Annotated in this window: 25 protein-coding genes and 1 riboswitch; of the genes, 19 read left to right on the forward strand and 6 right to left on the reverse strand. The window is 49.3% G+C overall.

Features of this window, described 5'->3' with window-relative positions:
* Positions 1-121: 121 nt before the first annotated feature.
* The 8 genes from B8987_RS13475 (at position 122) to B8987_RS13510 (ending at position 9610) form a co-directional block, all read left to right on the forward strand.
* Positions 122-613: a (2Fe-2S)-binding protein gene (locus B8987_RS13475; protein ID WP_020373334.1), complete on the forward strand. Its 492-nt coding sequence runs from the start codon at positions 122-124 to the stop codon at positions 611-613.
* Complete coding sequence (locus B8987_RS13480; protein WP_084661671.1) at positions 600-1373, forward strand: FAD binding domain-containing protein; 774 nt, start codon at positions 600-602, stop codon at positions 1371-1373. The genes B8987_RS13475 and B8987_RS13480 overlap by 14 nt, the downstream gene beginning before the upstream one ends.
* Positions 1370-3517, forward strand: coding sequence for a xanthine dehydrogenase family protein molybdopterin-binding subunit (locus B8987_RS13485; RefSeq protein ID WP_020373332.1), 2148 nt, complete (start codon positions 1370-1372; stop codon positions 3515-3517). Before B8987_RS13480 ends, B8987_RS13485 begins: the two co-directional genes overlap by 4 nt.
* 121 nt (positions 3518-3638) lie before the next feature.
* A complete protein-coding gene (locus tag B8987_RS13490) occupies positions 3639-4202 on the forward strand; it encodes an ureidoglycolate lyase (protein ID WP_020373331.1) in 564 nt (187 codons plus the stop codon).
* A complete protein-coding gene (locus B8987_RS13495; protein WP_020373330.1) occupies positions 4202-5269 on the forward strand; it encodes a ring-opening amidohydrolase in 1068 nt (355 codons plus the stop codon). The genes B8987_RS13490 and B8987_RS13495 overlap by 1 nt, the downstream gene beginning before the upstream one ends.
* Positions 5270-5513: 244 nt before the next feature.
* Positions 5514-6707: an amidase gene (locus B8987_RS13500; protein ID WP_020373329.1), complete on the forward strand. Its 1194-nt coding sequence runs from the start codon at positions 5514-5516 to the stop codon at positions 6705-6707.
* A complete protein-coding gene (locus tag B8987_RS13505; RefSeq protein ID WP_020373328.1) occupies positions 6701-8044 on the forward strand; it encodes an amidohydrolase family protein in 1344 nt (447 codons plus the stop codon). Before B8987_RS13500 ends, B8987_RS13505 begins: the two co-directional genes overlap by 7 nt.
* Before the next feature lie 166 nt (positions 8045-8210).
* Positions 8211-8320: riboswitch (SAM riboswitch) on the forward strand.
* A gap of 66 nt (positions 8321-8386) precedes the next feature.
* Complete coding sequence (locus tag B8987_RS13510; RefSeq protein WP_051005350.1) at positions 8387-9610, forward strand: trans-sulfuration enzyme family protein; 1224 nt, start codon at positions 8387-8389, stop codon at positions 9608-9610.
* Between the two features lie 13 nt (positions 9611-9623).
* Here the strand turns inward: B8987_RS13510 and B8987_RS13515 are convergent, their stop codons facing one another.
* From B8987_RS13515 to sufC, 6 genes are read right to left on the reverse strand one after another with little or no spacing between them, the layout of a single operon-like run.
* On the reverse strand, positions 9624-9941 hold the full coding sequence (locus B8987_RS13515) for a non-heme iron oxygenase ferredoxin subunit (RefSeq protein ID WP_037913512.1): 318 nt from the start codon (positions 9939-9941) through the stop codon (positions 9624-9626).
* A 1-nt stretch (position 9942) separates the two neighbouring features.
* Positions 9943-11343: a Fe-S cluster assembly protein SufB gene (sufB, locus tag B8987_RS13520; protein ID WP_020373325.1), complete on the reverse strand. Its 1401-nt coding sequence runs from the start codon at positions 11341-11343 to the stop codon at positions 9943-9945.
* A 60-nt stretch (positions 11344-11403) separates the two neighbouring features.
* Positions 11404-11826, reverse strand: coding sequence for a Fe-S cluster assembly sulfur transfer protein SufU (gene sufU, locus B8987_RS13525; protein WP_020373324.1), 423 nt, complete (start codon positions 11824-11826; stop codon positions 11404-11406).
* On the reverse strand, positions 11823-13046 hold the full coding sequence (locus tag B8987_RS13530) for a cysteine desulfurase (RefSeq protein ID WP_020373323.1): 1224 nt from the start codon (positions 13044-13046) through the stop codon (positions 11823-11825). Before B8987_RS13530 ends, sufU begins: the two co-directional genes overlap by 4 nt.
* Entirely contained in the window at positions 13043-14332 is a 1290-nt protein-coding gene (sufD, locus tag B8987_RS13535; RefSeq protein WP_020373322.1) for a Fe-S cluster assembly protein SufD, read from the reverse strand. Before sufD ends, B8987_RS13530 begins: the two co-directional genes overlap by 4 nt.
* A 10-nt stretch (positions 14333-14342) precedes the next feature.
* Positions 14343-15110 (reverse strand): Fe-S cluster assembly ATPase SufC, encoded by a 768-nt coding sequence (gene sufC, locus B8987_RS13540; RefSeq protein ID WP_020373321.1) that lies wholly within the window; start codon positions 15108-15110, stop codon positions 14343-14345.
* 236 nt (positions 15111-15346) lie between these two features.
* Here sufC and B8987_RS13545 point away from each other — a divergent pair, with 236 nt between their 5' ends.
* From B8987_RS13545 to gcvPB, 11 genes are all read left to right on the forward strand, one after another.
* On the forward strand, positions 15347-15856 hold the full coding sequence (locus B8987_RS13545; RefSeq protein ID WP_020373320.1) for a YqeG family HAD IIIA-type phosphatase: 510 nt from the start codon (positions 15347-15349) through the stop codon (positions 15854-15856).
* Positions 15857-15933: 77 nt separating this feature from the next.
* On the forward strand, positions 15934-16290 hold the full coding sequence (locus B8987_RS13550) for a hypothetical protein (protein ID WP_020373319.1): 357 nt from the start codon (positions 15934-15936) through the stop codon (positions 16288-16290).
* A gap of 22 nt (positions 16291-16312) precedes the next feature.
* Entirely contained in the window at positions 16313-17116 is an 804-nt protein-coding gene (locus tag B8987_RS13555; protein ID WP_139793563.1) for a shikimate dehydrogenase family protein, read from the forward strand.
* Positions 17109-17693 (forward strand): prepilin peptidase, encoded by a 585-nt coding sequence (locus B8987_RS13560; protein WP_020373317.1) that lies wholly within the window; start codon positions 17109-17111, stop codon positions 17691-17693. The genes B8987_RS13555 and B8987_RS13560 overlap by 8 nt, the downstream gene beginning before the upstream one ends.
* A 93-nt stretch (positions 17694-17786) precedes the next feature.
* Positions 17787-18926 (forward strand): chorismate synthase, encoded by a 1140-nt coding sequence (aroC, locus tag B8987_RS13565; RefSeq protein ID WP_040766935.1) that lies wholly within the window; start codon positions 17787-17789, stop codon positions 18924-18926.
* On the forward strand, positions 18910-19446 hold the full coding sequence (locus tag B8987_RS13570) for a shikimate kinase (RefSeq protein WP_020373315.1): 537 nt from the start codon (positions 18910-18912) through the stop codon (positions 19444-19446). Before aroC ends, B8987_RS13570 begins: the two co-directional genes overlap by 17 nt.
* The gene (gene aroB / locus B8987_RS13575) at positions 19424-20506 is read left to right on the forward strand and encodes a 3-dehydroquinate synthase (protein ID WP_020373314.1); all 1083 of its coding nucleotides are present in this window, start codon (positions 19424-19426) and stop codon (positions 20504-20506) included. Before B8987_RS13570 ends, aroB begins: the two co-directional genes overlap by 23 nt.
* A 93-nt stretch (positions 20507-20599) precedes the next feature.
* Positions 20600-21721, forward strand: coding sequence for a glycine cleavage system aminomethyltransferase GcvT (gcvT, locus tag B8987_RS13580; protein WP_020373313.1), 1122 nt, complete (start codon positions 20600-20602; stop codon positions 21719-21721).
* A gap of 46 nt (positions 21722-21767) precedes the next feature.
* Positions 21768-22136, forward strand: a complete 369-nt coding sequence (gene gcvH, locus B8987_RS13585; protein ID WP_020373312.1) for a glycine cleavage system protein GcvH — start codon at positions 21768-21770, stop codon at positions 22134-22136.
* Positions 22137-22141: 5 nt separating this feature from the next.
* Positions 22142-23473: an aminomethyl-transferring glycine dehydrogenase subunit GcvPA gene (gene gcvPA, locus B8987_RS13590; RefSeq protein WP_020373311.1), complete on the forward strand. Its 1332-nt coding sequence runs from the start codon at positions 22142-22144 to the stop codon at positions 23471-23473.
* Positions 23458-24909 carry an aminomethyl-transferring glycine dehydrogenase subunit GcvPB gene (gcvPB, locus tag B8987_RS13595; RefSeq protein WP_020373310.1) on the forward strand — a complete coding sequence of 484 codons (1452 nt, stop codon included), beginning with the start codon at positions 23458-23460 and terminating at the stop codon, positions 24907-24909. Before gcvPA ends, gcvPB begins: the two co-directional genes overlap by 16 nt.
* Positions 24910-24965 lie beyond the last annotated feature (56 nt).

Consider the following 24965-nt stretch of genomic DNA (forward strand, 5'->3'; position numbering starts at 1 on the left):
TATTTCTTAGAACCTCTGCCAAATATCTACCGTTTGAAGAGAGTTTCGAGGGTCGTTGTCTTTGGTCCCATGGCAGGCCAATGGATGATACGGCTCTTGGCGATGGAGATGAACTGTTCATATGCCCCATCTTGAAGACGAGCTCTATGAGGTTTCATTGGTTGTGAATAATCAACAGCATATCCTAAAAGTGCCTGCAGAAGAACGTCTTCTTACCACATTACGATCCAGACTGCACATTTTTTCGGCACGTTATGGCTGTGGTACGGGACATTGTGGATCTTGTGTGGTGCTGGTCGATCATGAACCGGTGCCGAGTTGTCTTTTACTCACGATCCGTCAAAAAAACCGGGTGATTCAAACGGTCGAAGGATTTGAAGATGACCTATTGATGAACCAGTTAATAGCGGCCTTTAGTGAAGAACATGCGGCTCAATGCGGATATTGCACCCCAGGACTCTTGCTCAGTGCCAAATACTTATTGGAGCGCAAACAGGAGTTAACAGAGTCTGATCTTCGGGCAGGTATTTCGTCACATATCTGTCGCTGCACGGGATATTACGCACCTTTACGAGCCATTGCGAAAGTGAGAGACCATCATGCGCTGGATTGAGCCTTCGACTATCCAAGAAGTGCAAGCATGTTTGGCGCAACGTGTTCCTATCATAGGTGGTGGTACATGGCTTCTTCAAGACGGCCATAATCCTCGAGCCGTATGTGATTTGAGGGCATGGGCCGGGAGTGACGAGATTACACACGATGCACAAGGTTGGACTCTTGGCCCAAATGTTACGTTACATGCGTGGCATGAAGCATTAGGTGCTAACCATCAGATTTCCCAAATCTTGAGTCTGATAGGCTCGCCAGCATTTCGCAGGGTGGCTACGGTCATTGGTGTGATTGCCAATCCACAACCAGTGGCTGACTTATATCCTCTCTTGCGCTTGTTACAGTCTTCGGTGTTGTACATCGACACGGCACATGACTTTATCCAGAACGACCTTGCATCTTGGCCAGAAAGCCTTCAAGAGCGTGCCATAGTGGGGGTGAAGGTGCCAGAGATTCCTAAGGCATCCCGCGTTTATTTTCGTAAGTATGCAAAAGGCCGGATGACCCGCCCGTTAGTGAACTTCACGGTCATTATGAGTTCCCAAGATTCTCGTTGGGACATCACGTTTATGGCCTCTGGATTGTCGGTATGGCCGCTTCAAGGAGCGGCTTGCGGTTCCCCGCAGGATATCGATTACGCGGTAAGGCATTGGATATTAGAACGGCAGGACGTCAACCAGTTTTATCAGGCTCTAATCCTGAATATGTGGCAAGACATTTATCAACAGTGGTGGAATGAGAATAATAGGGGAATTGCATTATGAGAAAATGGGCTTTAAGCACTCGACCCCGGTTTGCTCCGGATATGTTGGATTTGGCCCCTGATGCCTTAGTGTGTGGCGTGATTGAAGCGGCTTCTGCCCCGTGCACGGCTCAAATACAAAATCTTGAGTCGTTAAGACAAATGCCGGGGGTTGTAGCCATTCTGACGGCGGATGATGTACCCGAACACCGGTTTACGACGGCTGGACAGCCCGAGCCAGAGCCGTCTCCTTATGATATGAAGATTTTGAATACGGTGGTCCGTTATCCTGGAGAGCCCATCGCGCTCATTGCCGCCCATTCGGAAAAAGATATCAAATCCGTACAACAATGTGCGGAGATTGATTATCAACCTGTTCATGGCCCCTTTCATGAATCCCATCCTTCGAATGTGATGAGCCAGTGGGATCTTCGCACTGAACCCTTGAGTGAGGTAGGGAACGAACAGTTTCGCACGACGGTTCGAGTGCCGCGGGTCAGCCACATGCAATTAGAACCCCATGCCGCTTTGAGCTACTTTGATGAAGAAAATCGGCTGGTTATCGTGACCACAACCCAAGTTCCTTATCATGTCAGGCGCATTGTTGCCCGAGCTTTGGGATGGCCTGTGTCGCGTATACTGGTTAAAGCAACAGATGTGGGTGGAGGATTTGGCGGCAAGCAAGAAGTGATTGTGGAGCCCTGGGTGGCATTATTGGCGGTGTGGACCAAAAAACCTGTCAAAATGATGTTAAACCGCCGGCAAGAGTTCACCATCACCCGCACACGGCATGCGGCCACGTTAAACGTGGAGAGCACGTGGAACAATACGACATTACAAAGCATTGATCTGAAAGCGGATGTAGAAACGGGTCCCTACGGATCGCACGGGCCCACCGTGGCCCATAATATGGGGCTAAAGTCTTTGCCCCTTTACCACGCAAAAAATTACCATTTCCATGGCCAAGTGCGTTATACCCCAGGACCTGTAGCGGGAGCATTTCGCGGCTACGGGGGACCTCAAGGAGCTATGGCCATCGAAACCCATATCAATCAAGTAGCCCATGCCAAAGGATTATCGTCCGCTGCCCTCCGCCATCTCATTCTGGCGAAGAAAGGGGATGCTCTCGATATTTTTGCCCATGATGGCATGGTCAAACGCCAACATCACAATGACCTAGGGGAGCTGTTAGCGACGACCATGGCACGAATTCAATCCGGCCCGCCTGTGGATGAGAACGAGGGCATTGGTCTTGCCATGAGTATGCAAGCGAGTGGAGTACCAGGTCAAGAACTGGCTCAAGTTGTCATTCATGTCGATGAGGATGGCAGTTTGGTGGTGAAAACCGGTGCAATGGACATTGGACAGGGGTCTAAGGAAGCGCTCGCTCAGATTATTTATGAGGCATTGGACCTTCCAGTGGATTCTATCCCCATCTATTTTTCCATGGGGAAGACGTCCGATAACGGATTTGATTACGGGACTTATGCCTCGTCGACCACATATGTTACGGGCTATGCAGCGTTTAAGGCGGCCCGCATTGTGCGTCGTAAGATGCTAGCGTTGGCACGAAGAATTTCCCGGGCGTCATCAACCCCTTTAAGTCCTTTGGCGGCGTGTTGGTACTCTGTGGCGCACGCCAGTTTTTACGGTCCTTGGCGACATCCAATTATGGGTCAAGGCGTTGCGGTGCCGACGGATTCTCCCGCTCCCTTTGCCATATTAGCTGTCCGCCTCAAAGTTCATAACACGGGTCAATTAGATATTCAACAAATGGTCATGGGAATCGATGTGGGCAAGCCGATTAATCCCATGGGGCTTCGCGGACAAATTGAAGGCGCTGTCGTGCAAGGGCTCGGCTACGCGCTGTGCGAGGAATTGGAACTGGATGAACAAGATGCTTACGTCCGCAATGCGTCACTTTTCGATTATCCATTGATTACTCCCCAGGATATTCCACCCTTAGAGATTATCATTGCTGATCATCAAGAACAGACGGTACCTTTTGGTGGCAAATCTGCGGGTGAGGTGGCCTTAGCCCCTGTTGCTCCGGCCATCGTGGACGGAATTTTTCAAGCTAAAGGCATCTGGATGACCGAGTTACCTATCACGATGGAACGTCTGTGGTATGCCTTACAAGCGCAACAAGAAACCATAGTCCGTTAGGTCAGTTAAGAGAGCTGGCTGACCCATATCGTGGTGTCATGATGAATACCATTGAATGTGCATATCCCTAACAAGGCTTTGCCCCACACGGAACTTTTTCCTATGAAGGAGCGATGATGAAATGACTAGCACAGACGAAATTTTGACGATACCAGTAAAAGATGTCACAGAAGAAGCAGTGGCCCCTTACGGCATGTTACTCGGCGAAGGGGTACATCGTCCGGGACTTCCCATCCCTTTTTATCAAGGTAGCGTGGAGGAAGGAGCTAACTTAGATTTTGTCTGCCGTGGGAAGCCGGTCATTCGTACAGCGCGCATTTCACGGCGTGATACCGAAGTACTCTGGTTGGAATATCACACCATTTTGACGCAGGTTTTTATTGGACTCGGTTCCGCACCTTTTGTTATGGTGCTCGGGCGCCCCGAAGAGAATGCTAAAGTTCCCAATTTAGCCCAAGTTGAGGCATTTAAATTTCCACCGGGTCACGGTATCATGCTCTGGCAACGGGTATGGCATGATTTTCCGATGGCGATTCATCATCCTGTGACCATTTTTACCATGAATTCGGAGGAAGTGGTGGAAGCCTTAGCATCACAGCCCGTTCCAGCGGATATGAACCGAGGCGATGTCTATAAAGTGCATGTCAAAACTCATACCGGCAAACATTTGCGGGTAGATATGTGATGGAAACACGAATCTTTACCGGTTTTATGAAACATCCCAGCGATTTTTCTGAGCTAGACGCGGCAATTTCCCGTGGTGAAATCGATCCATTTCGCATTGTCGCCATTCTCGGAAAAACCGAAGGGAACGGCGGCCGGAATGATTTCAGTCGCGACTTGGCCGTCGAGAAGAGTCGTCAGGTTTTGGCAACCCATTTGCAACAAGATCCAGCAGTCATAGAAGACCGTGTGCTGCTGTCATTTTCCGGCGGCACCGAAGGCGTTACCACACCCCATTACCGGGTCTTTGAAACGCGAGGAACGTTTCCTTCCGCACCATTATATGAGTCCAGGCTGGCGATTGGGCGGGGGAGGACGCGCCAGTTTCTTCCGGAGGAAGTGGGTACGATGACGATGGTCGAAGAAACCGCTCAAACGATCCGGAGGATTTTGGAGCAAGCCCGAATTGATCCACACGATGTGCATTTTGTTCATGTGAAAGGTGCCATTCCATACGAATGGCCACCGAAATCACCTCGCAACTCCATGGCCTATTCCCGGGGTGCTTCGGCTTTAGGGGTGGCTCTGGCACTTGGCGAAGTTAACCAACATGATTTGAATGACGATATGATTCTTCAGGATTATGCGTTGTATAGCCGGTGTGCCAGCACCTCCAGCAAACCGGGATTGTCCTACTCCGATATTATGGTGCTCGGAAATTCACCGTGGTGGAACGGGAATTTGGTCATTACACACACCGTGATGCAGGATATATTAGACGCCCAATCGGTGATCTCATTGTTCGAGAGCTTCGGGATTTCTAGCTCTCAGCTCTATAAAGAGGCTATTGCCCAGCGTATTCATGGCGTCTTTGCTAAGGCTGAGGCGGATCCACGTCAAAGTGTTCGGGGATACCGTCATACCATGCTATCGGATGATGACATTGATGATACTCGTTATGCCCGCTGCGTCGTGAGTTCCATTTTGGCTGCGATCACCGGCACTCCCGCTGTGTATGTATCAACGCGTGCTGAACATCATGGGCCACTGGGCGGTGGACCGGTGGCCGTGATTCTCTCGATATCCTAAGATGTCATAACGTTTCCAAAAGGGATCACGCAACAAGCCCATACAGATGATTTAATGTTTTTTGTGGCGAATAATCGTTTTGATCTAAACGAGGTATTGCCGTTGGATCCGTGAAACGTGAAAACGCCTTAGGATGTGAATGGACACGTACTCCGTCCCGATATCGTTGGCTCGGCGATATTCTTAAGATTTCAAGAGATAGGGTGGAACTTTGCAGGAATCCGGCAAAAGGGGCGAATGAAGGATGATTCATGATACCTGGCAAGCATTTTTTGATACGACATGCACATTAGAACCTGAAGGGCAGGGCGTGTTAAGCGGCACAACTTTTGCCGCCAAAGAGGCGTTTGACGTGAAAGGTTTTGTCACCTCAGGTGGCAATCCCGATTGGTACCGAACACATTCTAAAGCGTCCGAGACAGCGCGGGCGATTACCCAGCTTGTGCAGGCAGGATCACGTCTGGTAGGCAAGACCCACACGGACGAATTAATGTATGGATTAAATGGTGAAAATGTCCATTATGGCACTCCGGTTAATCCCAAGGCCCCTGATCGCATTCCGGGAGGATCTTCGAGTGGTTCGGCATCCGCAGTGGCGGGTAAATTAGTGGACTTTGCGATTGGAACGGATACGGGGGGATCGGTACGGATTCCAGCGAGTTACACGGGAATTTACGGATTTCGTCCAACCATCGGGAGAATTTCTCTTGAAGGCGTTATCCCTCTTTCGCAAACATTTGATACGGTGGGATGTTTAGCCAGAGATCCGTCACTGCTAGAAAACGTCTCCAGTGTCTTATTAGACCACTACAAAATCCCATCTGGGCATAGCTTTTCACGCGTGGTTGTGGCATCTGACGCCATATCTCGCGTGGACCAAGAATTGGTGCCGGAAGTGGAAGCAAAAATCGCACATATCGCTTCGAGTTTTTTGACGGTCCAGCATGAAGTGATTGCGGAACCGGGGCTTGAGACATGGAGTCAAGCCTTTCGCATTATTCAAGGTTATGATATATGGCAGAATTTTGGAACCTGGATAACCGAGACCAAGCCGCATTTTGGCCCTGGATTCCACGAACGGTTTTATTGGACCCGTACGATCACGCGAGAAGAACGCGATAAGTGGGCTCATAAGCAGAAGGAATGGCGCGAAGAACTGTGGAGCCGACTGCGCCAAGATACCCTGATTGTCCTGCCGACAGCACCGGGAGTGGCCCCTTTGAAAAATACTCCTCTAAATATTCTTAATCCCTTTCGCGACCGGGTTTTGCAACTCACGTGTATTGCGGGGTTAGGGGGATTGCCTCAGGTCTCTATGCCTCTGTTGACGATTCAAGGCATTCCTTTTGGCATTTCGGTGATTGCGGGTCCCGGCATGGACGAAGAATTATTGGCCTGGGTCAGAAATTGGGTCATAGGGGAGGGCATAGAATGTTAACACGCATTCGGAATACCACGGCAGTGACCATGAATGCATCTCGCGATATCGTATCCCCGACCGACCTGTGGATAGAAGACCGGAAGATTGTGGCAATAGGACCCTATGGCCATCGTCCTGACCGTGTGATTGATGGGACGGATATGGTCGCGATTCCTGGGCTCGTGCAGCCGCACATTCATTTGTGTCAAACCTTATTTCGTGGCTTGGCTGATGATTTGTCCTTGTTGGATTGGCTGGAACAACGCATCTGGCCCCTTGAAGCGGCTTTAGACGAGGATGCTATGCGGGTCTCGGCTCAATTGGGTATTGCTGAACTGCTGGCGGGGGGCACGACAACCATTTTAGATATGGGGTCAGTAAATCATACGGAACACATTTTGAACACGATGTTACAGATGGGTATTCGCGGATATTCCGGAAAATGTCTAATGGACCGTCCCAATAAATTTTTGATGCAAAGTAAAGATGATGCGATGCAAGAAAGTTATGACTTGGCTCACCGGTGGCATGGACAGGATCAAGGACGGGTGCGTTATGCACCCGCGCCCCGGTTTACATTATCAGCTAGCGATGCGTTGTTTGAAGAGGCCCGCTCACTGGCCGATGCATTCCATACGGTGTTGCATACCCATGGGGCAGAAACGCGCGATGAAATTACTGAAGGGATAAAACTTCACCGTCGCCCTCCTGTTGCCCATTTATTCGACCTGCAAATTCTTGCCCCATCTGCGGTCATTGCGCATGGCGTGTGGATGAATGCCGATGAAGAAAATATGGTGGCCACATCCAACGCTAAACTCGTTCATTGCCCGTCATCCAATCTAAAACTCGGCTCAGGATTTGCTCCGACGGTGCGGTGGCGCCAAAAGGGTTTGATCTTTGGGATTGCCGCTGACGGAGCACCGTGTAACAATCTACTGGATGGATTTCAAGAAATGCGGACGGCAGCGCTTTTAGCGAAGCCAGTGTTTGGACCCACCTATTTGTCTGCCCCTGAGGTTTTTGCACATGCCACGATTGAAGGTGCCCGGGTCTTGGGATTGGAAGATGAAATTGGGTCGCTCGAAGTTGGCAAGCAGGCCGATATTGTTCTCCTTAATTTTCGTGGGCCGCATCATCAATTATGGGATATGACACCGATTTACAGTCAGCTCGTCTATCAAACGCATGCGAGCGATGTGTATCTTACCATGGTGGCGGGTCAAATTCTTTATGAAAACGGGCGATACACCACCTTGAACCTTGACGAAGTAAAGAGAACGGCTAGGGAGGCACTGCTCCGTGTGTTACGGCGTGCTGAAATGGAACCCTTATCATCATGGATGACGACGTAGCGTAGTACTTGTGGTCCATGTCGTGACGTATGATTTGGGCCATCTGTACTTAATATGATGACGATCAGAAAACAGATGACAAATTTCTGATGGGATACACCGAGATCAGACTTCAAATATTGCCGAATCCGGCGAGATATGTTAAAGTGCATTCAATTGTTAAAACCTCTTATCGAGAGCGGCGGAGGGACTGGCCCAATGAAGCCCGGCAACCCCCAGATGACTATTGTCTGGTTGGTGCTAATTCCTGAAAGACCATGTCTTTCAAGATGAGAGGGAACGGGTATCGCCACCCCTCCCTCGATGGGGGGATTTTTTTATGAACATGAGGAGGCGTTTACCTTGAGCCAACAATGGCGAAGGAATACATTATTAGTTCATGCGGGAACCCCTGCATTAGGCGACATCGAGCCGACCGCGTTACCCATTTTCCCGTCGACCAGTTATCGTTCTCGCTCAGCTCAAATGTTAGATCAACTGATGGGAGGAGAAATTGAGGGCTTTTCCTATGCTCGTCATGCTAATCCCAATGTGGAAGCTTTAGTTGATGCGATGAAGCAACTTGAACGGGCCGAGACAGGAATTGCCACCGCTTCGGGAATGGCGGCCATTGATGCTGCTATGTATGCCACTCATGTTGAACCGGGGGATACCATCTTAGTCAGTCAAGATGTGTATGGCGCGTCACTCAATCTTTTAGGTACCGTTTGGGGTGAAATGGGTGTAAAGGTGGTCATTGAAGACTTTACCGATCTCACTCATTTTCGGCAACTTCTTGAGGTCCACAAGCCGCGAACGGTTTTATTGGAAACATTATCGAATCCTTTGTTAAAAGTGTTAGATATTCCTCAAATTGTGAGCTTAGTTCATGGCGTAGGCGCTCAACTAATTGTGGACAACACATTTACCACACCGCTCACAATGCGACCTTTGGAATGGGGCGCTGATCTCGTGGTGCATAGTGCAACCAAATATTTGGGTGGCCACGGTGATGCCATGGGCGGTATTGTGCTAGGCCGAGACGAATATCATAATCGCCTTCATCAATATTTAAAGTTGCGTGGAGCGGTTTTAGGCCCTTTTGAAGCCTGGTTGATACACCGGGGCCTCCGCACACTCGGTGTCCGCTTTGAACGGCAGTGTCACAATGCCGCCAAATTGGCTCGGATTTTGCAGGAATCCCAGATATTTAGCCGGGTCTTCTATCCCTTGTTTGCGGACCACCCGACGCATGCTGTGGCTGAACGACTATTGCCAGCCGACTTGGGCGGGGCCGTGGTTACACTGGATTTAGGTGGCGGAAAAGAGGATGTGTTTCGGTTTTTGGACCATCTTCAATTAGTGGCTTCGGCGACGACGGTTGGAGATATCTACACGTTATGTCTCTATCCTTTAATTGCTTCCCACCGGAATCAAACACCGGAAGAACGAGCGAAAATGGGGATTACAGACAGTATGGTCCGGATCTCCGTCGGACTAGAAGATCCGGAAGATATCGCGTTAGATTTAATTCAAGCCGCATCGGCAGTGCGTATTTCCGATTCGTTGGTCATACAAAAAGACTAGGCGAGATTTTCGCCTAGTCTCGTTCTGTGTCAATGAAAATATCATGTCCTTCGACTTTGACGGGATATGTCCGAATGGGAGCATAGGCAGGAAAATGCTTGGCTTCTCCCGTTCGGACATCAAATTGCCCGCCATGACGGGGACAATGAATCAGATAACCTTTCAAATCGCCTTCAGCCAAAGAGGCTTCCGCATGTGAACACAAATCATCGGTCGCGAAATATTGGTCTTTGACCCGATATAGAGCAACATCTTCGTTGTCTAATACCACCAACAAGGGATTTTGTTCTTTAAGTTCTTCAACCGATGCGACTCGAACCCACTTAGCCAAATTAGCCAATTGCTCCTTCCATCTCAAACTTAATGAGACGATTCATTTCGACTGCAAATTCCATGGGCAGTTCGCGTGTGAAGGGTTCAATAAAACCAAGGATAATTAAGCGCGTGGCTTCCTCTTCGCTTAAACCCCGAGCTTGTAAATAGAACAGTTGTTCTTCACTAACTTTGGTGACCGTGGCTTCATGTTCCATTTCGGCCTGGCTGGTTTCCACTTCACTATAGGGCAGGGTATCATTAACCGATTCGCTGTCCATCAGTAACGTGTCACATTTGACATTAGACTTGGCACCGATAGCGGTTTTATCAAAATGCACCAGGCCCCGGTAAGTCGTTTTGCCCCCATGTTGGCTAATGGACTTGGAAACAATCGTGGAGGTAGTATTGGGGGCCATGTGAATCATTTTGGCACCCGTATCCTGATGCTGGTTACGACCCGCCACGGCAATAGACAAAACACTGCCCTTGGCACCTTCTCCCATTAAATACACGGAAGGGTATTTCATCGTGGCCTTGGATCCGATATTGCCATCAACCCACTCCATGGTCGCGTTTCTATAGGCGACGGCGCGTTTTGTTACCAGGTTATAAACATTCGGCGCCCAGTTTTGAACCGTGGTATAGCGCATCCGTGCGCCATCCTTGACGATAATTTCTACGACAGCCGAGTGCAATGATTCCGAATTGTAGCTAGGAGCGGTACAGCCCTCAACGTAATGTCCAAAGGAATCTTCATCGGCGATGATTAAGGTGCGTTCAAACTGGCCCATGTTTTCCGAATTAATGCGGAAATATGCCTGGAGCGGAATATCGCTTTTGACCCCTTTCGGGATATAGACGAACGAGCCGCCGGACCAAACAGCGGAGTTAAGCGCGGCAAATTTGTTGTCTTCGGGGGGGATGACCGTACCAAAATATTCGCGCACGAGATCGGGGTATTCCCGCAATGCCGAATCTGTGTCGAGGAAGATAATCCCTTTTTCTTCCAAATCCTTGCGAATGGAGTGATAAACTACTTCCGACTCATACTGAGCCGACACACCCGCTAAGAATTTGCGTTCGGCTTCAGGAATGCCTAAGCGTTCGAATGTGTCTTTAATGGCTTGGGGCACTTCTTCCCATGTCCGGCCCTGATTTTCCGATGGTTTGACGTAATAAATAATATCATCGAAATTGAGTTTGCTGAGATCAGCTCCCCAATTTTGCATCGGCTTTTTGTAAAACACATCCAATGCATGTAGACGGAAATCTAGCATCCACTTTGGTTCTTGTTTGATCCGGGATATTTCTTCAACCGTTTCACGGCTTAAACCCCGCGCAAACTTAAGAACCCCAACATCTCCGTCGTTAAACCCATATTGATATTCTTCGTTGACAATTGTGGGTTTACTAGCCATGAAAGTCCCTCCTTTGTGTTTGTTGGTGCACAACGTTTTGTGTTCTAAAATAACGAGACCTTATTCACTCGGTTCTGCCATAGCCTTCTCAAATGCATTGTGTGCTAAAGTGGCGCATTTGACACGGCTCGGAAATTGGGAAACACCGTGAAGAGCTTCCAAATCCCCTAAGGGAATCTGAGAAGTGCCTCCGGTCACAAAATTTTTAAAATTGGACGTCAATGCTAAGGCTTCTTCTATGGTTTTGCCTTTAATAGCCTCGGTCATCATGGATGCCGATGCCATACTAATAGAGCAGCCTTGACCACTAAAACGGATATCTTGAATTTTTCCATCTTGAAGCAACAGTTCTAATTGAATTTGATCGCCACAGGTGGGATTGAGTAGACCCACAACTTTCGTGGGATGATCCAAATGGCCATAGTTTCGTGGCGACTGATTATGATCCAAGATGGTTTCCCGATAAATTTCATCTAAGTTCATCGCTTAAAGTACCTCTTTGTCGCCTCAATGGCATCGACCAATTCGTCGATATCGCGATCACTATTGTACAGATAAAAGCTCGCGCGTGCCGTGGAACTGACATCAAGCCAATGCATAAGAGGTTGCGCACAATGATGGCCGGCGCGGATGGCAATACCACGCGAATCAAATACCTGGGCGATGTCATGAGGGTGGATTCCAACAATGTTAAAGGCCACCAGACTAGTGCGGGGATATTCTGGCCCATAGACTACGACATCACTCAAATTCGCGAGTCTCCTATAGGCCTCCTCCGCAAGCATCCGACTGTGTTCTTCAATACGCTCCATACCGATGGTTGATAAATAGTCTATGGCAGTTCCTAGACCAATCGCCCCGGCAATATGGGGAGTTCCCCCTTCGAATTTAGCGGGCAATTCTGCCCAAGTGGCGTCGTCTCGGTCGACATAGGCAATCATCTCTCCGCCAAACATTACTGGATCTGCGGCTTCGAGTAACGCTTCTTTACCCCAAAGCACGCCAATACCTGTTGGTCCTAACATCTTATGTCCGGAAAAAGCCAAAAAATCAATTCCTAACGCCTGAACGTCCGTGGGCCCATGAGGAACCGATTGGGCCCCGTCAACCACCATAATTGCCCCGACTTGATGAGCCAGAACCGCAACCTCGGCTATGGGATTAATCGTACCGAGGACATTTGAGACGGCGGACAATGTCACAATTCGGGTACGTTCGGTTATCTGTTGTTTAACGGCTTCAACGGTGATTGTGCCATTAGGCTGCAATTCGATAAATTTCAGCTTGGCACCGACACGTTTGGCTAACTGTTGCCATGGGATAAGATTAGAATGGTGTTCCATGGGAGAAAGGACGATTTCATCGCCAGCTTCTAAGAATTTATCTCCCCATGCCCGGGCAATCGTATTCAGGCTTTCGGTGGTGCCACGCGTAAAAATTACTTCACGAGGCGATTTGGCATGGATAAAACGCGCAATCTTCTCCCGGGCTTCTTCCATTGCCGTCGTGGCCTCTTCAGCCAGGGTGTGTACGCTACGCAAAACATTGGCATTGGTCGTTTCATAATATTGCACCAACCGGTCAATGACGCTTTGGGGCTTTTGTGAGGTTGCAGCCGAGTCCAAATAGATCAACCGGTGTCCATTAATTTGCCGTTTTAAAATGGGAAAATCCACGGTAATATCGACCAATGCCGTGATCATGCGTCCAACTTCCTTTCTACAGATTCCCATACCGAGTCCCGTAGAATAGGACCGGGTAACGCGTCTACGACGGGCGCCAAGAATCCATGAACATATAACCGGATGGCCTCGCGTTCTGATAACCCACGCGCCATCAGATAGAACAGCGCGATTTGATCAATGGGACCCGCACTGGCCGAATGGGCGGCGTAGACATCGTTATCATTTATCAGCAAGGATGGCACCGCGTCAGCGCGGGACTCATCGGACAACATCAAAGTCTGCTCTTTTTGCCGGCCGTCAGCCTTGATGGCTCCATGTTCGATGTTCGTGATGCCATGAAATGCACTGCGCCCTTGATCTTTCATGACGCCCTTGGCGATAATCCGGCTCGTGGTATAAGGAGCCGAATGAACAATCTCCGTATCAAAATCTTGTCGTTGATGACCAGATCCGAAAAACACCATGGTGTGGGTACTCTGGGCCCCTTGTTGTATCAAATGCGTTTCATCGCTGGCTATGGTAAGATGGCCCCCGAATTCGCCGATGCTCCAGTTCACTGCTGCGTCTTGGTAAACTTGTGCAGAGCGGCGCATAAACACTTCGGCGTTGTTAGAGAGATTTTGCACAGCACCATAATGCACCTTGGCATCTTCTTTAGCCAAAATCTCAACGACGCTTGAGAACAAGGTTTTGTCCTCAAATTCATTGGAAATATAGCGCTCAATGACAGTAATTTGACTTCCCGGCTCTGCCACAATCAGGGTGCGCGGGAAAAGGCTGTGCACGTCATGACTAAACTGGCCATAATGAAGAACCAATAAGGGTTCCGCCATTTGGATATGCGCTGGGACTTTAATATAAAGTCCTTGATCCCAGAGGGCTCCATTTAAGGCTTCCGCTCGACTCATCGGAGACGTAACAATCTGTCCTAAGACTATGCTAAGCTCTTTTTCATATCTTGCGGCAGCCTCTTGCAAAGGCATGACCACCACACCTTGTGATGCCCAATCTTGGGGTACACTGCTCGCGACAAGACGGTCATTCGCAAAGGCAACATAAGCGGGTGAAACCATCGATTGTAAGATATCGCGAGGCACCGTGACGCTCGGAAACACTGTGGTTAAGGGGATTTGATCCAATTGTCGTTCTCTGAGCGGTGTTTTCTCCCGTTTTGGCCACGAGTAATCGGACAGATTGTCTAAATAGGATAAACGCCAATTACGAAGCCAAAGAGGCTCTTGTTGACGGTCCAAAGTGAGAGAGCGAATATCTTCAAGCCATTTCACATCGGTCGACGTATTCATGGGAGCCTCCTTACTGCACCTGATTGAGCAATTCGTTGCGAACCCACTCGTAACCCTTGACTTCCAATTCTTCGGCTAATTGGTAGTCTCCAGACTTGACGACCCGTCCATCCATCATGATGTGCACCACATCGGGTTTGAGATAGGACAAAATGCGTTGGTAGTGGGTAATGAGGAGCACGCCAAAGTTGGGCCCAGACAAAGACTGCACTCCTTTGGCCACAACTTTTATGGCATCAATGTCCAGCCCTGAATCAATCTCATCAAGAATCGCGATACGCGGCTCCAACATGAGCATTTGCAAGATTTCGTTGCGCTTCTTTTCCCCGCCCGAAAATCCCTCGTTTAAGTACCGATTTGCAAATTTGGGATCCATTTCCAAAAACTCCATAGTCCGGTCCAGTTTATCGCGAAATTCCTTTAAAGGAATTTGATTTCCTTCACCCCTCCGGGAATTAATGGCGGTTCGAAGAAAATTGGCGGTCGTCACACCGGAAATTTCACTGGGGTACTGCATCGCCAAAAAGAGTCCAGCGCGAGCCCTGGCGTCCGTTTTCATAGCCAAGACGTCTTGACCGTCTAACAACACTTCCCCTTGTGTGACATGATAGCGGGGATGACCCATCAAGGTTTGGGCGAGTGACGTTTTGCCCGTTCCATTAGGACCCATAATGGCGTGAATTTCACCCCCCTTAACCGTCAAGTTAACGCCCTTCAAAATGGGCTTGTCATCAATATTTACGTGCAGATCTTTAATTTCCAGTACTGGTGCTGGCATGAAACCCCTCCTGCTCCAACCGATTTCCGACTAATTTACTCAGTATTCATATTTAGTGTATTCCACTCCATATAAAAGTCAACCATTGAAAGATTTTCCGAAAACTTGACCCATGAATTTTTGACGTGTTTTAAGTAGGCCGTGATAGGGAAGGACGCGCGTATAACGAATAGGCATATATGATTGTGAATAGTGCATGGTATACTGAATGAAAATAGAGGAAAGGGGGTCAGTGGATGATAAAATTGTTGCAGCCTCGCCTTTTTCTTACCTCTATTTTCGATCTCGATTTGGCCCGTTTGCACGACCATGGAGTGCGTGGATTGATCATGGATTTGGATAATACACTCGTTGGCTGGAATCGACCCGACTTAAGTCAAGAGTTGAAAATGTGGTTCCAAGATGTCCGGGCGCATGGCTTTAAAATGTGCATTGTGTCCAATAACATGACGGAACGTGTCGAGCAATTTGCCGAAAAAGTCGGGGTTATGGCAATTCCTAAAGCTGCCAAACCGAGGCGGCGTTCATTTCGTCTAGCTATGAGAAAAATGGGCACGACACGGCACAATACAGCCGTGATTGGAGACCAAGTTTTTACGGATATTTTGGGTGGAAACCGCCTGCGTTTATTCACCATCTTGGTCCATCCCATCGACACACATGAATATTGGGCGACACGTCTCGTTCGGAGGTTAGAGCGATATGTCGTGAGACGCCCGCATTTTCCACAAAGTTTTTCGCACTAGGACAAAGGTCGACAGATTTTGTAACCGCTTCCCGTTAGCATATTGCTTAACGAAGGAAGAGAGGATCGAAATCTCCAATGACAAACACTGTCGGTACGCTCCTACGTCATGCGGAACTTGAGGAAATTGTTCGGTTGTTGTTCGAGTCCTATTCCGTGCGCTGTGTCACAATAGAGCCCATAGCTGCCTCGACTGCGACCTATCCCGTCACCTGTCTCATTATTGACTGGTTGCAATGTACATCTCGGGAACGTCAGCAAATCTTACGATGGGAACACAGCACATCACGGATGGTGGTTGATCTTTCGGGGATGATGGCACGTTCCCCATCAAGACGCATCTTTAAACCACCTTTTGCATGGCGAGCTGTGGTCGAGGCGGTGCTCTTTCAAACTGCGGGAGCAGGACAGGGCCATATGATGAATTACGGATAACCTATTAACGAATTGTGGAGATGTGACACGGTTTATGGAACTTTTCGCGGTATTCGGTCAACCCATTCATCATTCGCTCTCTCCCCAGATGCATAATGCCGCGTTCAAATATCTTGATCGTCCAGCATTTTACCTTCCTGTTCAGTGCCCACCTCACGAGCTGTTGCAGCGCTTGGATGCTTTTCGCCAGCTCGGTGGGCGTGGAGTCAATTTGACTCGCCCATTAAAAGAACTCATTGTCCCACACTTACAGTCGGCATCATCGTGGGTAGAAAAGGCCCAAGCGGCCAATGTGCTTGTTTGGCAAGAGGGCTCTTGGGTCGGCGATAACACCGATGTTCAGGCCTTAATGGCCTCTATTCCTGATACTGGAGCCCATTATTTTGGCAAAGTGGCTTGGGTATTAGGACAAGGAGGAGTAGCCCGGGCCAGTGTGGTCGCTTTAGAAGCCAAGGGCTATGAGGTCATTGTGTTTGGGCGACGTTCATCTAAGCCGTCATGGCATCATCACTGGGTTGAATGGGATAATGACATGTTCCGCCATCCTCACTGCGATGTGTTTGTTAACGCAACGCCCCTTGGACAAATCGGCGAACATCCCTGGGACATTCGCCCGGAATTTGACCCCCATACCATTGTTGTGGATTGGGTCTACCGTCCCAACAACACGGTGTTGCTGACAGAAGGGCGTCAAGCGGGATGTCAGATTGTGGACGGGCTCAGCTTGCTGGTGAAACAAGCGGCCTTATCCTGGCAACTGTGGTTTGGCATGCCAGGCCCGCTCGATGTGATGGAAAACGCAGTTCGAGAGTTTTTTTATGAATAACCTTTGGGCTAGTGTGCTCACAGCACTTATTATGTCGGTAGCCGCTCCTTATTGGGGTCTAACGGAAACGGTTTCATGGCGTAGCCGGGTCTTGATGGCTTGTGTGATCATTTTTTTAGCTGTTGGACTGGGCTGGTATGATGGGCACTGGAAGCCCCTGGATGATGGGTTTGTGGGATTATGGACGGTTGTAGCCTATGTTGATGCCAAAGAACGTATTATCCCGAATCGTTTCGTTTTGTTGACCATGCTCTGGGGCATTATGGTGACGCCATGGACTCTTCATATCGCAATTCAAGACATGGCAACAGGACTAGGTCTTTTTGCTTTTTACTTGTTGGTCCATTTTGTCACGTCCGGCGGACTGGGCATGGGTGATGTGAAATTTAGTGGCGCGCAAGGCTTTGTTTTAGGGTGGCCTCAAGGCTTATTGGCATCAGTGGTGGGATTATGGGCGGCCGGACTTTATTCCCTGATTTTACTGATGGTGTTTCGGCGATCGCGCGGGCAAGCGATTGCTTTAGGGCCTTTTCTGGTATTGGGAGGATTGACAGGCCTGGTTGGCTTATTGCATTAGGCATTTAAGCAAGTTGTCAATCACTTTACCGTATCCATTGCAAAAAAACACGTGTGAGGAAAGGTGGAATATCATTTGGCTTTATGGCGTTTCATGACAGCTGGAGAATCTCACGGACCGGGATTAGTCGGAATTGTCGATGGGGTTCCCTCTCAAGTTCCCGTCACAAGTGAATTAATCAATCAAGATTTGGCCCGGCGACAAAAAGGTTATGGCCGCGGGGGCCGGATGGCTATAGAAAAGGATCAAGTCGAATTTTTCGGGGGCGTGCGTCACGGCAAAACCTTAGGCAGTCCAGTGGCCCTGTTAGTGAAAAATCGGGATTTTGTGAATTGGCAAGAGTCGATGGCCCCTGACGAGGGCAAACCCGATCGCATTGTGACGCGTCCGAGGCCTGGACATGCTGATTTAGTGGGTGGCATCAAATATCAACACCGGGATCTGCGTAATGTTCTTGAGCGTGCATCGGCCCGCGAGACCACCATGCGTGTTGCGTTAGGAGCCGTCGCTCGGAGTTTCCTTCATGAACTGGGCATCGAAGTGCGGGGGCATGTCATTAGCATTGGCGATGTGCATGCACCCTACAAGGATTATACCTTAGAGGAAATCCTGGCATCAGAAAACTCACCGGTTCGCGTGGTCGATCCTGCCAGTGAAAAAGCTATGACGGATGCGATTGACCGGGCTAAAGAGGCGGGGGACACGTTAGGAGGAATTTTTGAGGTCAAGGCCTTTGGCTTGCCAGTAGGACTCGGCAGTTATGTGCAATGGAATCGCCGGATAGAAGGACAATTGGCCCAGGCTCTCCTCAGTATCCCGGCCATGAAAGCCGTCGAGGTGGGAACAGGAATGGCCCAAGCTGATGTTCCCGGTTCTGCTGTTCATGATGCGATTTGGTGGGATAAGGAGAAGGGTTTTAGCCGGTTAAGTAACCGCGCTGGGGGCATTGAAGGCGGTATTACCACGGGTATGCCCCTAGTCGTACGCATTGCCATGAAACCCCTTTCTACTTTGCTATCGCCTCTTGGCTCGTTCGACATTGAAAGTAAGGAACCTTTTTTGGCGCAGGTCGAGCGGTCAGATGTTACGGCCGTCCCCCCGGCTGTGGTAGTGGGAGAAGCTATGGTCATGCATGTTCTTGCCAATGCCATTTTGGAGAAGTTCGGCGGGGATAGTTTGCCCGAGGTTCAGGAACGAATTCAAGCGTGGGAACGGTATGTCCGGGAATATTAGACGCCACATTCTGCTTACGGGCATGATGGGGAGTGGCAAATCGACAATTGGTCAGCGATTGGCGGATGCATTGAACTGGCCCTTTTTCGACCTCGATGAGGAGATTGAAAAGCGTTATGCAATGACCATTCCGCAAATCTTTGCCCAGCATGGTGAAGAGACTTTTCGGCACTGGGAAAGAGAAACGCTCGAGCGCATGCTGGCGCATGATATGGCTATCGTTTTAGCGTTAGGCGGTGGAGCCTTATTGCAAGAAAAAAGTCATGATCTGGTAAAAGCTCATCGTGTGATTTGGCTTGATGCGCCGAGCAGCGAATTATGGCGCCGGGTCAAAGACACGAATCGGCCTTTAGTGGCGCAAGGACAAGAGGCATTTTTTTTGATGCACCAGGCCAGGCGGGCTGTCTACGAAAAAGTCGCGTCGTTAAAAATCGAATGCGTTGGCGATCCCAGTACAGTGGTCGCAGCCATTTTGCAAGGGTTGGGGGCAGATATTGGTGAACAAGGCAATTGTGATTGAGTCTCAAAGTTATCAAAAATCGGAGGTCATGATTGGCCATGAGACGTTATCAGTCTGGCCGTGGTCATCGTGGCTACCTGAAAATGCGCCAGTGGTCATGGTCGTGGATCCGAAACTTGAAACCCAAATTGAGCCCCTTGTTTCAGCCATTGAAAAAAGTCGTCAGGCCCATATGACTGTCGTACCAAGAACCATTGCAGAACACGACAAAACGCTGGAAACGGTGGCGGCTTTATACCGGGATTTTGGAAAACACCGGGTGACACGGGATACCGTTGTGGTGGCGGTAGGGGGGGGTGTTCTGACGGATTTGGTGGGCTATGTGGCGGCGACTTACCTAAGAGGCTTACGGTGGATCGCTGTCCCTACCACATTACTCGCCCAAGTAGACGCGGCGATTGGGGGCAAAGTGGCTGTCAACACAGAATTCGGTAAGAATTTGGTGGGAGCCTTTCATCTGCCTGCTATTGTGGCTATTGATACCGCGATGTTGTCCACTTTGCCGTTAAAAGAGTGGCGGGCAGGTCTAGGAGAAGTCATTAAGTCCGCACTTATCGCGGGGGGCCACCTTTATGAATGGGTTCAGCAAAAACAAGAACCTCTAGGCGATCTCACTCCATGGTGGGCCTCTGTTATTGCTGAGACCGCAGCGCTTAAGGCGCGGATCGTGCAGGTTGATCTTTACGAACAAAATCAACGCATGTTTTTAAACTTTGGTCATACAGCAGGCCATGCGCTCGAAAACTATTTCGGGTACGGCACACTGTCTCATGGAGAAGCGGTGGGACTGGGCACGCTTGTGGCACTAAGCCTGTCAGAACGTGTGTTGGGACTCCGAAAAGCCGTGCGTGAACAGGTTATGGGGTGGCTTAGGCAGTGGGGGCTCCCTACCAAAAGCCAACCTTTTGATCCGGCAAAAATCTATGAGATTATGGCCCAAGACAAAAAGGCCCGGGCTTATGGGTTACAGTGGGTTCTATTAAAGGACATTGGAGATCCCCTGGTGACCCGCCAAGTGGATTCGCAACAGGTGATGGAGGCGCTCGAGGAAATTCAGTGATGATCTTTGAAAGAATTGCATCAGGCTAATTGCGATAGAGGATTGGGCAGGGTATCATCAGTAAGGGACTTATAGGAAAGCGGTAGAAGTGGTATGTTAGGCCTAAGTTTGTATAAAGAAGAGGGGAATCGATTGAAGACAACACCACTAACCGCATGGCACAAAGAGCATGGTGCCAAAATGATGGAATTTGGCGGTTATGACATGCCTGTGGAATATCAGGGCATTATCCAAGAACATGAAGCAGTCCGGCATGCGGTCGGGATGTTTGATGTATCGCATATGGCGGAGTTTCTCATTGAAGGAGAAGAATCTCCACGGTTTTTAGACTACTTGGTAACCAATACCCCATCGCAGTTGGAAATCGGTCAAGCGTTATATACGCCAATGTGTTATCCCCACGGGGGAACCGTTGATGATTTGTTGATTTATCGCATGGCCCCCGAAAAATTCCTCATGGTCGTGAACGCGGCCAACCATGATAAAGACTGGACATGGATTGTCGAACAAGCTCAAAACTATCCTAATGTTCAGCTTATTGATGTCTCGGACGAAACAGCGTTAATTGCGGTGCAAGGGCCCCTGGCAAAAGAGCTGATCCAACCTTTAACATCCACTAATTTGGACGCGTTGGATTATTATCATGCAGTTTTTGATGTCCCGGTGAATAACATCAATGTCCACTTGTCCCGTACAGGATACACAGGTGAAGACGGGTTCGAATTGTATGTCAAAGCGGACCAAGCCTTAGGCTTGTGGGAGAAGCTCTATGAGCTGGGTGTCAAACCTGTGGGACTGGGAGCTCGTGATACCTTACGTCTTGAAGCGCGATTACCATTGTATGGGCATGAGCTGTCGGAAGACATTTCGCCATTGGAAGCAGGACTGGGGATCTTTGTCAAGTTTGATAAAAGTGATTTCATTGGTCGTGAGGCTCTGTGGAATCAAAAGGCAACGGGCTTGACAAGGAAAATTGTTGGGCTCACGCTTGACGGCGGTATTGCGCGCTCGGGATATGCGGTGTCAGATGCCCAAGGCAACCTCATCGGAGTGATTACCTCGGGGAGTTATTCACCGACTTTGAAAAAACCCATCGCTTTAGCATTGGTTGAAAGTTCCCATGCCAAAACCGGACAACACTTTTTGGTCATGATTCGCAATCGGGCTGTCCCGGCCCTCAGTGTCAAAACCCCATTTTATCGTCGCCCCATGTGAGTGCCTTACGGAGTAACCAAGACAAATCCATTGAGGAGGAACTACCGTGAAAATCCCGGAAAACCTGAAATATACCAGAGATCACGAGTGGATTGATGAAGAAGGACGAGTCGGAATTACCGATTATGCCCAGGAATCGCTCGGGGATGTGGTTTTTGTGGAACTTCCCCAGGTGGGCCAAGTGGTTAAGACAGGAGAAGCTTTTGGCGTCGTAGAATCGGTCAAATCTGTGTCGGATTTATATAGTCCCGTTGATGGCACGGTTACGGCCGTGAACGAGGCGCTCAATGAAACTCCAGAACTCATAAACCAAGATCCCTACAATCAGGGCTGGATTATTCAAGTGGATGTAGAGGGATATGGTGAAGAATTACTCGATGCGAAGGCTTATCAGCAGCAAGTCGAAGGAGAATAAATTCATTGCGCTACATTCCTCACACTGATGATGATAAACAGGCGATGTTACAAGCCTTAGGCTACACGTCAATTGATCCGTTATTTGACGATATTCCCGAAGCGGCACGTCTTGGCCGGTTGCTCAATCTTCCGCCAGCGTTGTCAGAATTAGAATTGCAACAACATATGGCACAGTTGGCCGCTGAAAATCAGAACGTTCAACAACTCACTTCCTTTCTGGGTGCGGGATTTTATGATCGGTTTATTCCGGCTGCTATCGGGCAGTTAGCGGAACGTGGGGAATTTCTCACGGCTTATACCCCGTACCAACCTGAATTGTCGCAAGGAACGCTGGCGGCAATTTTTGAGTTTCAGACCATGATAGCCGGACTCTGTGGAATGTACGCCGCTCAAGCGTCCATGTATGATGGGGCTTCTGCCGTCGGTGAAGCCGCATTACTTGCTTTAGCTCAAACGGGCAGGGAGTATTTAGTGGTGTCCCGCTATGTCCATGCCGATAGCTTAGCCGTCGTTCGAACTTATGCTCATGCCCGTGGTGCCAAGGTTATGGTTGTGGATTCGCTCGAAGCGTTGGAGAAAACCTTAGCTACCCATCCGGTCGCTGGGGTTATTTGGCAATACCCCGATATTTTGGGACATTTTCGGTCTTTGCCCGATGCCATTTCACTTGCTCATCAGTACGGCGCGTTAGCGATTGTGTCCTCCGATCCGGTAGCACTAGCACTCCTGAAGCCACCTGGGGAATGGGGAGCGGACGTGGTCGTAGGAGAGGGACAACCGCTAGGAAATCATCTGAACTACGGAGGACCCACCTTCGGATTCTTTACAGTGACTGAAAAACTGGTCCGGAGAATGCCAGGACGCTTGGTCGGACAAACTGTCGACCATCACGGAAATCGCGGATTTGTGCTGACACTGCAAGCTCGCGAACAACACATTCGCCGTGAAAAGGCAACGTCCAATATTTGTTCCAATCATTCTCTCAATGCCTTGCAGGCAACGATTTATATGGCGTTATTAGGTCCTCATGGGCTAAAACAAGTTGCCGAACTCTCTATGCATAAGGCCCATTATCTGGCCCAGCAATTGGAAAGTATCGGGATACTTCGAACAAATCCTGACGAGCCATTTTTGTATGAATTTGTCGTAAAAGTGCCGGGCCCGGTATCTGCTTTAAATCAGCATCTCTTGACCAAAGGGATTTTGGGTGGATTTGATTTGGGACAATGGGATCCGGCCTTTGAAGGGCTTTGGCAAATTGCTGTCACGGAGAAACGTACCCAACAAGAATTAGATGGGCTGGTCGAGGAGGTAAAAAGATGGATGTCCCGGTAATTTTTGAACGTTCCGTTCCTCACCGACAAGGCATTAGGCTTCCTGAGTGTGATGTTCCCACAGTTGATATAGCAAAAGAGCTCGGATCGTTTGTGCGTACCTCACCATTGAACTTGCCGGAAGTTTCGGAATTGGATGTCGTTCGTCATTACACCTATTTGTCTTCCCTTAATTACGGGGTAGATACCGGATTTTATCCTTTGGGATCTTGTACCATGAAATATAACCCGAAAGTCAATGAGTCGGTGGCGTCGTTGCCGGGATTTGCGGATTTGCACCCGCTTCAGCCCGATGATACTGTCCAGGGCATGTTGGCGGTCATGCGTGCCCTAGAAGATGGTTTAGCTGAGATTTCTGGCATGGATGCGGTGAGTTTGCAGCCGGCAGCGGGTGCACATGGTGAACTTACAGGAATACTGGTGATCCGTGCCTATTTAGAAGCTCAAGGACAAAAACGCACGACGATTTTGGTTCCCGATTCGGCTCATGGCACCAATCCTGCCACGGCAGCCATGGCAGGATTTAAGGTCAAGGTTGTTCCCTCCAATGCACGAGGAGGGGTTGATGTTCAGAAACTTCGCGAGATCGTCGATGAAGAAACGGCTGGATTAATGCTCACCAATCCGAATACCTTGGGACTTTTTGAAGAGGATATTCTGGAAATCGCGGATATTGTTCACGGTGTTGGGGGGCTGTTATATTACGATGGCGCTAATGCTAACGCGATCATGGGCAAAGTCCGACCCGGTGACATGGGCTTTGATGTGGTACACCTGAATTTGCATAAGACGTTCTCCACTCCTCATGGGGGAGGAGGGCCAGGCGCTGGACCCGTGGGCGTGAAAAAGCCCCTAGAACCGTTTTTACCTCTGCCTCGCATTCAAGGTCACGAAGGACATTGGTATTGGGATTATAACCGACCCAAGTCTATTGGCAAGGTCAGGTCATATTATGGAAATCCCGGGATTTTAATTAGGGCCTATGCCTATCTCAGAAGCCATGGGGCCGAGGGATTAAAGAATGTTTCCGAAACCGCCGTGTTAAATGCCAACTACCTTTTGCACTTATTGAAAGAACGCTACCAAACGCCGTTTAACAGGCCGGTCAAACATGAATTTGTGTTGTCTCTGACCCCACAAAAAAAACGGGGCGCTCGGGCGCTAGATGTCGCTAAGCGGCTCATTGATTATGGAGTCTATCCGCCCACGGTATATTTCCCACTGGTTGTGGAAGAAGCCATGATGGTAGAGCCCACGGAAACGGAAAGCAAAGAAACGTTGGATCGTTTTGCGGCATCAATGATTCAAATTGATGATGAAATTGATACCCAGCCTAGTCTCCTACACGAGGCCCCACATCATACCATTGTGAGCCGGTTGGACGAAGCCCAAGCCGCCCGTCATCCTATTTTGACGTATTTCCAAAAAGATGCGTAGTAGAGGGCTTTAATAGAAATGGGGCGCGCTTTTTAGGCAAAAAATTGGCTTTCTTT

The sequence above is a fragment of the Sulfobacillus thermosulfidooxidans DSM 9293 genome, from assembly GCF_900176145.1.
Lineage (GTDB): Bacteria > Bacillota > Sulfobacillia > Sulfobacillales > Sulfobacillaceae > Sulfobacillus > Sulfobacillus thermosulfidooxidans.